The organism is Anaerotignum lactatifermentans DSM 14214 (genome assembly GCF_900142265.1).
GTDB lineage: Bacteria > Bacillota > Clostridia > Lachnospirales > Anaerotignaceae > Anaerotignum > Anaerotignum lactatifermentans.
Map to the genome: position 1 here is coordinate 1 of NZ_FRAH01000015.1, position 9,943 is coordinate 9,943.

The 9,943-nt window shown below is 38.5% G+C and carries 12 protein-coding genes and 1 pseudogene; 12 read left to right on the plus strand and 1 reads right to left on the minus strand.

All coding sequences use genetic code 11. The features are described from left to right. Positions 1-131 (plus strand): annotated as a pseudogene (locus tag BUB35_RS20075) (IS256 family transposase); the annotation flags it as partial. A 239-nt stretch (positions 132-370) separates the two neighbouring features. Here the strand turns inward: BUB35_RS20075 and BUB35_RS05650 are convergent. Next, positions 371-547 (minus strand): helix-turn-helix domain-containing protein, encoded by a 177-nt coding sequence (locus BUB35_RS05650; RefSeq protein ID WP_072849946.1) that lies wholly within the window; start codon positions 545-547, stop codon positions 371-373. A gap of 287 nt (positions 548-834) precedes the next feature. On the opposite strand from BUB35_RS05650, the gene BUB35_RS05655 reads away from it, so the two are divergent. The 11 genes from BUB35_RS05655 (at position 835) to BUB35_RS05700 (ending at position 9,455) form a co-directional block, all read left to right on the plus strand. Then, positions 835-1,773 (plus strand): DUF932 domain-containing protein, encoded by a 939-nt coding sequence (locus BUB35_RS05655; protein WP_072849948.1) that lies wholly within the window; start codon positions 835-837, stop codon positions 1,771-1,773. A 51-nt stretch (positions 1,774-1,824) separates the two neighbouring features. Continuing rightward, positions 1,825-2,754 carry a YqaJ viral recombinase family nuclease gene (locus BUB35_RS05660; RefSeq protein ID WP_072849949.1) on the plus strand — a complete coding sequence of 310 codons (930 nt, stop codon included), beginning with the start codon at positions 1,825-1,827 and terminating at the stop codon, positions 2,752-2,754. Positions 2,755-2,769: 15 nt separating this feature from the next. Then, a complete protein-coding gene (locus BUB35_RS05665) occupies positions 2,770-3,444 on the plus strand; it encodes a Rad52/Rad22 family DNA repair protein (protein ID WP_072849951.1) in 675 nt (224 codons plus the stop codon). 86 nt (positions 3,445-3,530) lie between these two features. Then, complete coding sequence (locus tag BUB35_RS05670; protein WP_072849952.1) at positions 3,531-4,073, plus strand: hypothetical protein; 543 nt, start codon at positions 3,531-3,533, stop codon at positions 4,071-4,073. Beyond that, positions 4,054-4,773, plus strand: a complete 720-nt coding sequence (locus tag BUB35_RS05675; RefSeq protein WP_143158946.1) for a hypothetical protein — start codon at positions 4,054-4,056, stop codon at positions 4,771-4,773. The genes BUB35_RS05670 and BUB35_RS05675 overlap by 20 nt, the downstream gene beginning before the upstream one ends. Positions 4,774-5,041: 268 nt before the next feature. Next, entirely contained in the window at positions 5,042-6,604 is a 1,563-nt protein-coding gene (locus tag BUB35_RS05680; RefSeq protein ID WP_072849956.1) for a DNA primase family protein, read from the plus strand. A gap of 63 nt (positions 6,605-6,667) precedes the next feature. Further along, a complete protein-coding gene (locus BUB35_RS05685; protein ID WP_072849958.1) occupies positions 6,668-6,865 on the plus strand; it encodes an excisionase in 198 nt (65 codons plus the stop codon). A 56-nt stretch (positions 6,866-6,921) separates the two neighbouring features. Beyond that, positions 6,922-8,154 carry a tyrosine-type recombinase/integrase gene (locus BUB35_RS05690; protein ID WP_072849960.1) on the plus strand — a complete coding sequence of 411 codons (1,233 nt, stop codon included), beginning with the start codon at positions 6,922-6,924 and terminating at the stop codon, positions 8,152-8,154. A 274-nt stretch (positions 8,155-8,428) separates the two neighbouring features. Then, the gene (locus BUB35_RS05695) at positions 8,429-8,809 is read left to right on the plus strand and encodes a hypothetical protein (RefSeq protein ID WP_072849962.1); all 381 of its coding nucleotides are present in this window, start codon (positions 8,429-8,431) and stop codon (positions 8,807-8,809) included. Between the two features lie 189 nt (positions 8,810-8,998). Next, positions 8,999-9,139: a hypothetical protein gene (locus tag BUB35_RS19220; protein ID WP_200777571.1), complete on the plus strand. Its 141-nt coding sequence runs from the start codon at positions 8,999-9,001 to the stop codon at positions 9,137-9,139. 73 nt (positions 9,140-9,212) lie between these two features. Next, positions 9,213-9,455 (plus strand): hypothetical protein, encoded by a 243-nt coding sequence (locus BUB35_RS05700; protein WP_072849964.1) that lies wholly within the window; start codon positions 9,213-9,215, stop codon positions 9,453-9,455. Positions 9,456-9,943: the final 488 nt, after the last annotated feature.

Genomic DNA, 9,943 nt, shown 5'->3' on the forward strand with positions numbered 1-9,943 from the left:
ATACAGCATTGCTGAAAGCCCTGTATCTGGCTACCTTTGAAGCCACAAAAAAATGGACAACCACCATCCGGAACTGGGGTCAGGTCTACGGAGAATTAAGTATTATGTATGAAGGACGGCTTCCAGAATAAAAAGAACAGATTGGTTAAAACAGGCAGAAAAGCCGCCTGTTATTGACATGCCATCTTTTGGATGGTATATATAAAACAAAGGTGGAGTGCTTCATTTCAAAGCATTCCACCCAGTCTTATCATAGAAGAATCTTATTTACAGACTTTTCTTCATACCCTCCATTCCACCCAGTCTTATCATAGAAGAATCTTATTTACAGACTTTTCTTCATACCCTCCTTTTGATTTATTGGAGATAATTAAACATGATTTACATATTCCACCAAACTATCCCTCGTGATTCTCCACCGATTCCCAATCCGAAACCCTTCCAGTTTTCCAGAGTGCAGCAAATCCAGCAGTGTGTTTTTTCCCACTCTTAATATCTTTTGACATTCAGAGAACGTCATAATCACAGGAATATCGTATGTTGTCATAATGAAAAAACCTCCTTTTCAAATATAAAAACGGTTTGTATTGGTTCTTTTCTGTTTATAACTATGTTCCTTAGGCTTGACTCCTTTGTATGCGTAACTTGCCTATCTGTGATGATATATTATCTCTTTAGCAACAAAGAAAAAGCTATATAGTTACACAAACAAAAAGGAGGATAAAAAATGAGAGCAGCAAGAAAATTTATTTTGGCAGTTTCCAATGTATTGGCAGCAGAAGTGGTGGTTTGGCTTGTAAACCATTTGACAGATGAAAGAAAGGGGAGATGAATATGCCTGCGCTGGTAGAAACAATGTTCAGTGTCAGAGAAAAACCTTGGCATGGTCTTGGTACCATTGTCGCAGAAGCGCCCGATTCTCAAGAGGCACTGCGCCTTGCAGGTCTGGACTGGAATGTGGTGCAAAAGGATATTGTCACAGCAGATGGACGAGATTATATTCCTGGATTCAAAGCGAATGTCAGAGATAGGGACAATAGCGTTCTGGGAATTGTGACAGATCGGTATAAAGTGGTGCAAAACAAAGAGGCATTTGCTTTTACAGATGCTTTGCTGGGAGAAGGTGTTCGCTATGAAACGGCAGGCAGCTTGCAGTCCGGCAGAAGAACATGGATTTTGGCAAGACTTCCTCATCAATATATCATCAATGGCGAGGAGATCACGCCTTATCTGGTGTTTATGAATAGTCATGATGGCAGTGCAGCTATCAAGGTAGCAATGACACCTGTCCGGGTTGTCTGCAACAATACTTTGAATCTGGCATTATCTACGGCAAAAAGAAGTTGGAGCTGTCATCACACAGGAGATATTCAGGGAAAAATGGAAGATGCGAGAAATACATTGCTGTATGCAGGACAATATATGGCTGAACTTGGAAAAAGTTTTGAGATATTACAGCAAATGAAACTGCGGGATCAAAAAGTGATGGAATATATAGAAATGCTGCTTCCTGTTCGGGAAGACGCAACACCATTGCAAAGGAAAAATATACAGAAATTGCGGGATGATATGAAACAGAGATATTTTGACGCACCAGATCTGATGCACACAGAAAAGAGTGCCTATCGTTTTATCAATGCGGTATCAGATTTTGCAACACATACAAAACCATTACGGGAGCGTGCAAATTATAAAGAGAATCTGTTTGCAAAAACAGTAGATGGAAATCCGCTTATTGACCGTGCGTATCAAATGGTATTGGCAGCGGCATAAGTTTTTACAAGGGATAGATGGTTCTATCCCTTTATTTTTTAGGAGGTTATTATGAGAGTTTTGGTAAAAACAAAGGGTCTAAGCCATGAAGAATGGTTGAAATATCGTACACAAGGTATTGGAGGTTCGGATGTATCTGTCCTAGCTGGATTGAATCCCTATAAATCTGTCTATCAGCTTTGGCGGGAAAAGACAGGACAGGCTGAACCAGTAGAAACGGATAGTGAATATGCCCATTTCGGAACTGTTTTGGAACCAGTGGTACGGAAAGAGTTTATGAAGCGTACAGGCATCAAAGTGAGAGCCAGAAATATGCTGCTGCAAAGCAGTGAACACCCATTCATGTTGGCAAATTTGGATGGGGTTATTAAAGAAAAGGATGAAATGGTGATTTTTGAAGCAAAGACAGCCTCTGCCTATAAACAGAAAATTTGGGAGGAAGGCGTTCCTCCGGAATATCTTCTGCAGATACAGCACTATATGGCAGTAACAGGTGCTAGAAAAACATATATTGCGGCTTTGGTAGGCGGCAATCATTTTTATTTTCATGAGGTGTTCAGAGATGAGAAGTTGATCGCGCAGATCATTGCCATGGAAGAACATTTTTGGAAAGTGCATGTGATTGGTGGAAAAGAACCCATTCCAGATGGCTCTCAGGCAACAACGATACAAATGAACGAAAGGTTTTCCGTATCCAATGGAAAGCCAATACGGTTGCCGGAAGAAGCTTTGTCCATTTGCAGTCGATACGATACTTTGTCGGAACAAATCCGAAAACTAGAAGAAGAGAAAGCTGCAGCAGTCAATCAACTGAAAAATTATATGCGAGAGTACGAAACAGGAATTGTTGGAAATCGGAAAATCACATGGAAGATGGTATCCAAGAGTTCTGTAGATACCAAACGCTTGAAAGAAGAACAGCCAGAAATTTATGAAGCGTATCTGTCAGAAAGTCAGTATCGGAAATTTACAGTTGCGTAAGGGGGATAAAAGCGTATGGAACAGATTCGGCTGTTAAAGCCAAGCGAAATCGAATGTAGAATTGGTACCATAGGAGAAAAAGGGCTGACATTGCTTCTATATAAAGATGCCAGAGTGGACATGAAGATATTGGATGAGGTATATGGTCCTTTGAATTGGCAGAGAACTCATGTAATGATCGGCAATCATCTGTATTGTAAGGTCAGTGTTTGGGATGAGGCAAAACAACAGTGGATTTCCAAAATGGATGTGGGAACAGAAAGTTATGCGGAAAAGGAGAAAGGACAAGCCAGCGATAGTTTCAAAAGAGCCTGTGTCTCTTTGGGTATTGGAAGAGAACTGTATAAAGCTCCTTTTATTTGGGTTCCAGCGGGGAAAACCCATATTCAGAAAAAGGGAGAACGGTATATCACCTATGACAAGTTTCAGGTAAGAGAAATACATTATAATGAAGAAAGAGAAATAGTGGGGCTTCTGATCTGCAATCAGGAAGGAAAACTGATCTATGAAATGCAGGCAGAAATGACAGCGATAGATGTGATCCAGAGAGAATTGCAGCGTACAGGGGTAGCATTGGAAACGGTATTGCAGAGATACGGCTTACATAGTCTGGAAGAGGCACCGGAAGAAGCCTGGCAGAGAATCATCAATAGTCTGAAAAAGACAAAATCAAAGGGATGCGCTGCATAGAATGAGAATGACGGTTATTTGAGCCGTCATTCTTTTTTTCTGTGAGGAAGATATAGTATAATGCTGAATATAAGGAGGGGATTAGAGTGGAAGAAAACACAGGAACAATCACTTTGGCTGAATGGGCAAAGGAATATCATAAGAAGCAACAGCAGCAAGCCCAAAAGACAGGATCTAAGGGAAAGAAAATCCCAAAGTATACAACAAGATTTAAGTTTGATTTGTATGCAAAGGTAATGTTGCGTTTAAGTTTGATTGTGGGATTTTATATTGATAAAGAAAATAAATTTACACATAGTATTTTGGCAGAAGATTTATTGGAGAACAACTGGGAAGAAAAGGTTGCAAAAAGACGAGAACATGAAGATAAAGAAATTTCACAAGCTTTGGAAACAGCCAGTTTGGAACTAGTGCAGATAGGGGAAGAAAAAGAAATTGTGACAAACTTCCTTCGTCTGAGTTTTAAAATGCAGTGTGTAATAAAGAGGTGTTTAAACCTAATTTATAAGATGGATAATGCAGATGAGGAAAAAATCATAGATGAATTGACTGTGGATAGGAGAAGAGAATCCATATTGGCAAAACATATTGGTAACAATCAGGAAACAGTTGCAAGATACAGATCCTAATGTAAAAGCGGAAGGAAAACGATTATGGAAGGCAATTTGTTTTCCAGATAAAAAACTGGAAGAGAAGTTTGGTCAGAAAGAATATTGGGTAGAGCAATACAACAAAAAATATGAAAAAATAGTAGATAGCTGGTATGATATGCCCTTGGGATATAAAACAATCGATTGTTTTATACCAGAAGAAACTGCATTTTTTGAATATATTCTGGAGCAAATGCCGTTTTTGATTGAGTGGAACGGAAAAAAGAAAAAGCTTTTCAAACTGTTGAGAGCAGGCTATTGGGAAGTACTGGATTTAGAAGTTAGGAAGAATATTCTTCTGATGCTGAATCGTATTTTGTGCTTAGAAAAAGAAAGTGCCACAAAATTAATTTTGACACACACAGGAGATGAAGAATTTAATTTAGAAAAAGTAATCTTTAAACTTCTGTATCCTAATTATTATAGGATTAAAAAATACTTAGATGAGATTGAAGCAAATGCAGGATATATTGGACAATTAGATTGGAATAGGGATGTTTCGTTAGAGTATTTGGAAAAATCACTTCTAGATATTAATGAAAAAATGCAGGATCTTTACAATCATTGTTTTGTGCCGATTAATACAGAGGATTTTGATAACGATATGGAATTCTTTTTAAAAACAACTTATGAAAAATTCGAAAACAAGAAAAATCAAGATAAAAAACACGTGGTATAAAAGTTTATACCACGTGTTTTTGTTATATGGAAATCAGGCATTCCGTACAGGTGTAACGGGCTGAACGGGCTAAAGCTTTTTTTATTTTTGTCATGATAGTTCTTACAGAACTGGTGTATACTTTTTTCTTTTTGATAAAAAAGAGTGAAAAAGTGTGTAAAGCCCGTTACAGAGTAAAAATCTTAAATTTCAAATCTGATAATGTGGGATGTAATCACAATATATAGAGTGATTACATCCCATTATCATTTTGTAATGGGTTTGGATTATGATATTTTCGAAGGGTGCACAACTTCAAAATTTAAAGAAAGGAAGCTCCTTCCGTGTGCGCACAAAATGCCGCGGCATCGGTTGGACGAAAATGATCATGTCGAAAAAAGGCAAAAAAAGGACTTGGAGTCTGCTAGAAGGACTAGAAGAATTAGATTTTTGCGAGGAGAAAACAGTGGGCAGGGAGGCAGAAGAAGAAAGTCAAGAGTTGTCAATTTTCACACCTCCCGATGATGAAGAAGACGATATTGCAGAGGATTCTTCCGGGTTGGCAACAGCGAAAAAGCTCTCAGCGTCTGAGTGGGCAGAGATTTTACGGAATCGCAATGATTTCGCTGTATGGAATGGGCGGCTCCACATCTATATTGAAAAATTCGGATATTGGCGTATGGTGAAATCTACAAATGACAATCGGGAGATTCGTCAGCTTTTTGAACCTGAGGAGCGACATTTCATTAATAAACACATGCTGGGAGAAGTGGTGCAGTGGCTACTTTTAGACGCACCCCAAATGCCAACGGAAAGGTGGGAAAGCCGTTTTTATTTAAATTTATGCGATTGTGCAGTAGATTGGCGTCGAAAGAAGCGGGAGCCGATTTATGACCGCAAGCGATTGTATTTTCGTTACTACATAAATTTGGGCAGCTACGATCTCAATCGCACAAGCACTGGCAAATTTCAGAATTTTTTGAATGATGTTTTCGGGACGCATGAGAAAACGAAGAGAGAGTTTTGCAAATTTTTGGGGCTTTGTCTGAGTGATATCCGTGATTTGAAAATCGCTGCGTTTTTGTACGGACCAAGCAATACGGGAAAATCTGTAATGCTCAATCTGTTGAAGAAGTTAATTGGCTCTGAATTTACTGCGTCTGTTTCATTTTCGCAGCTGGGCAATGAGTTTGCCATCAGCCGATTGGTGGGCAAAAGACTCAATGTTTCAGGCGAAGTTAGCGGGACAACGAATAAACGACTGGATATTTTCAAGAGTTTGACCGGAAATGATGAGATCGAAGTTTGTAATAAATATGAGGACTATGCAGCCTTTGCAAACGAGGCATTGCTGGTTTTTGCTTGCAACAATTTCCCGCCAGTTCAGTCAGTGCCAGAGTTGGAGTCTTTTTTATCAAGGGTAATAATTTTCCCTTTTGAAAATCAAAAGCCCAGAGATCAGTGGATTCCTGAATTGGAAAGCGTTCTTGTGGAAGATGCTACGGGTATTTTGGATGCAGCTATAGAAGGACTACGACAGCTAGAGGAGGATGATTTTTCGATGAAAGAAACCAATCCGATGCAAAATGCAAAAAGGGAATTTGTACGTTTGTACGACAATTTCTCTCTATTTGCTGATGAATATCTGATTGAAAATCCACAGAGTAGGATAGCTACGCGAGAAATAGGTAGAGCCTATGGGATGTTTTGTATGCGAGAGGGATTGATACCTTTGGCAGAAAATATCTGGGTTCAGCGGCTGAAGCAAAAGTTTGTTTGTGAATCAACAACTGTTAGCGTGGATGGCGGACGCATTCGGGGATTCCAAGGGATTGAACTGCGTATGGAGTAGAAGGCGTTGAAGACGTATGTTGATGCGTATCATTGATATATTATTCTGTTGAGGAGGAGAAATATGAAAAAAGAGGTTGCAATTTGCGAAAAATATTTGTTGACATTAGAGGAGGCTGCCTTGTATACAGGGATCGGCATCAATAAGCTGCGTGAAATGAGCAACGATGAGAACTGTGATTTTGTTGTTTGGAATGGCAGTCGACGTATGCTGAAGCGGAAGAAGTTAGAAGAATTTCTGAATGCAGTGTATTCGATCTAAATGTTTGGGGCTGTGGCATATTGCGACAGCCCTTTGTTTGTAAAGGAGGAAAGTAAGTGGCAAAAAGATATGATAAGAAGCATCGTTTGTTGAAAACAGGAGAAACTGAACGAGCAGATGGGTATTATGTTTATCGCTGGACTGGGCAGGATGGAAAGCGTCGGAGTGTGACAGCCGGAACTTTGGAAGATCTCAGAAGAAAGGAGGAAGAAATTCAAAAGGATATTTCGGATGGTATCCGGATGGATGCGCGAACGGTTACGGTAAATGATTTGTTTCAACTGTGGAAACAGCTGAAACGGGGGATCAAAGATAATACATTGCAAAATTACTGTTATATGTATACACAGTTTGTGGCTGAGGACATTGGAATGATGCCGGTAGGGAAGTTGAAGCGATCTGATGTGAAACACTTCTATAATAAAATGGCAGAAGATCGTGGGTTGAAAATTGCGACTATTGACAATATCCACTCTGTTTTACATCAGGTTTTGCAAATGGCAGTAGAGGACAGTTATGTTCGAACCAATGTTTCGGATAATCTTTTGAAAGAATTGAAACAGACATATCATGCCAAAGAAAAAAGAAAAGAAGCATTGACGATGCCAGAACAGGAGCTTTTTCTGGATTTTCTTGCATCAGAAAAGACACCATACCATCATTGGTATCCTATTTTTACAGTGATGGTTGGAACAGGTATGCGAGTTGGGGAGATCTGTGCTCTGCGTTGGGAAGATATTGACTTGGAGAAAGGTGTTATTTCTGTCAATCATACGTTGGTGTATTATGACCATCGAGATGGGAATGGCTGTTATTATAACATACATACGCCAAAGACAAGAGCGGGGCAACGGAAGATTCCTATGACAGATGAGGTGAAGGATGCTTTTTTGGCAGAAAAGGCTTATCAGGAATATAATCATCTTCATTGTAAGGTTGTCGTGGATGGATTCACAAATTTTATTTTTATCAATCGGTTTGGAGGTGTGCAGAGACAAGGAACATTAAATAAAGCATTGCGGCGGATCATCAGAGATTGTAATGAGATGCAGTTGGCAAAAGGGTTAGGAGAACCAGTACTGTTACCTAATTTTTCCTGTCATACATTGCGTCATACATTTACAACACGCTTGGTAGAGGCGGGTGTAAATATCAAAGTGATTCAGGAACTATGTGGACACGCAAGATCGGATGTGACACTGGATGTGTACACAACAGTGACAAAAGAATTGAAAGAAAGAGAGTTTCAGCATTTTCAGGAGAAGATGAAGGAGCGGAGGGAAAGGTAGTGGGAAAATCCTAGATCGTAATTTTATTGCGATCTAGGATTTTAATTTTTTTGTTTATTAATTAACGGATTTTGAGTTGCAAATTTAGTCGTAGACGAACAATTAATAATTAAACGATAAAGAAATTTGCGTATGCTGCGAATTTTGATACAAATCGCTGTGAAAATGGAGACAATTTAACAACGAACGAAATATGTAAAGGAGAGAAAAGTGTTGAAAAAATGTGCGAGTGATGATATAATCAAAGCAGAATAGGAAGGAGGCGAACGGTGTTATGGATTTGACGAATTTTAGGGTGTTTGACTTTAACGAAGGGCTGCCATATGTATCTATTACAAGTAATGGACTTACATTTAATAAGTCGGTTATTATGAAGATGAATTACCCTGCCTACGTTAGATTATTGATTAATGAGACAGATAAGCAGATGGCGATTCAGATTTGTGGCGAAAATGATGCTAGAGCGGTACAATTTTACAAGCAAAATCCTAGAAACATATTATCAGTTAGATTCAATTCAAAGGATTTGATCAATACCATTGAAAGGATCTGTGAATGGAATTTGGAAAATACATCGTATCGTGTCAATGGAGTCATTGTACCAGAAGCAGATTTGATGCTGTTTAACTTATCAGATGCTACGCCAATGACTTAAATTAAAACTTCCGAGTTCTACAAAAAAAGCCTACATGAGGGCTCAATCTCACATAGGCTTTTCGTAATGTAGCAGAGACAATGGTCACCTACTAAATTACCTATCACAAATAATTTAGCATTTGTCTCTGCTCATTTCCACAGTTTTACGGATTCGTCTGTAAAAAATCTGCGTAAAGGAGGGATTTTCATGACAAATGAAAAACAAGAAGAACTTGTTTTTACACCTTACATAACATTGAAAAATGGGCATCGGATATATGCTCGTCAATATGGGAAAAAGGTGTTTTGCTTTCCTAAAAAACGTGAAAAAACAGATGGAAGCAATTAAGATATTTTAAGACTACATTGTTGGGATGTTTGGTGACCGCATCCTTTCTTTATAAAGAAAGGCGGGATTTACTATGAATAAAAAAAGAAGTAGCAAAAATATGGCTACATGTGCTTCAGAAGTATTACGTTCAAATGAAAGTTCTAAGATTCAAAAGTCTTTAGCAGCAAGCGTTTTATCTCAAAGTGATCCTAATAAGGTTACTGGAAGTGCGATGGAATCTAAAGCTGCTAAGGTACTTAACAGTGATAAGTATTCTGAAACGACAAAAAGTTTAGCAGCGAGCGTATTGTCGCAGTCAGATAAAAAAAGATAATCCATTTTGAAATAAAGGTGATTAACAATAAATTGTTAATTACCTTTATTTATTTTTCAAATAAAAATAAGAGGTTAGTATGGAAATACGGTTGTTTTTTATTATGAAGATCAAATAGATATAATAAAAAGTGTTTTTAAACTTGTGTGGAGTGAGAGGATGTGTTTGTACCCTCTCTGTACCAATTTTGTACCATCCCCAAAAAGGTTTACAGACTGAACCATACAAAATCAAAAATCTCAAAATAGAAAAAGTCCCGAAATACACAGGATTGAGAAGAAGCGTACAAAATCATTTGGAAATATCTTTACAATCCCCACAATGAAACCCCTGGACATGCCTAAGAAAGCAGAAACAAAAGCTCCTGCTGCTGTGGCTGCTCCCGTTGCAGAAAAAATCGACTTCTCCAACGTAAAGGTTGAACCTCTGTTTGAAGAATTCGTGGACTTCGATACATTCGCGAAATCCGACTATAGAGCCGTAAAAGT

What these genes read in the sequence shown, in the direction of transcription:
- BUB35_RS05695 (WP_072849962.1), top strand. Translation starts at nt 8,429, where the DNA reads ATGGATTTGACGAATTTTAGGGTGTTTGACTTTAACGAAGGGCTGCCA.
- BUB35_RS05650 (WP_072849946.1), bottom strand. Translation starts at nt 547, where the DNA reads ATGACAACATACGATATTCCTGTGATTATGACGTTCTCTGAATGTCAA.
- BUB35_RS05685 (WP_072849958.1), top strand. Translation starts at nt 6,668, where the DNA reads ATGAAAAAAGAGGTTGCAATTTGCGAAAAATATTTGTTGACATTAGAG.
- BUB35_RS05655 (WP_072849948.1), top strand. Translation starts at nt 835, where the DNA reads ATGCCTGCGCTGGTAGAAACAATGTTCAGTGTCAGAGAAAAACCTTGG.
- BUB35_RS05660 (WP_072849949.1), top strand. Translation starts at nt 1,825, where the DNA reads ATGAGAGTTTTGGTAAAAACAAAGGGTCTAAGCCATGAAGAATGGTTG.
- BUB35_RS05680 (WP_072849956.1), top strand. Translation starts at nt 5,042, where the DNA reads ATGATATTTTCGAAGGGTGCACAACTTCAAAATTTAAAGAAAGGAAGC.
- BUB35_RS05700 (WP_072849964.1), top strand. Translation starts at nt 9,213, where the DNA reads ATGAATAAAAAAAGAAGTAGCAAAAATATGGCTACATGTGCTTCAGAA.
- BUB35_RS05665 (WP_072849951.1), top strand. Translation starts at nt 2,770, where the DNA reads ATGGAACAGATTCGGCTGTTAAAGCCAAGCGAAATCGAATGTAGAATT.
- BUB35_RS19220 (WP_200777571.1), top strand. Translation starts at nt 8,999, where the DNA reads ATGACAAATGAAAAACAAGAAGAACTTGTTTTTACACCTTACATAACA.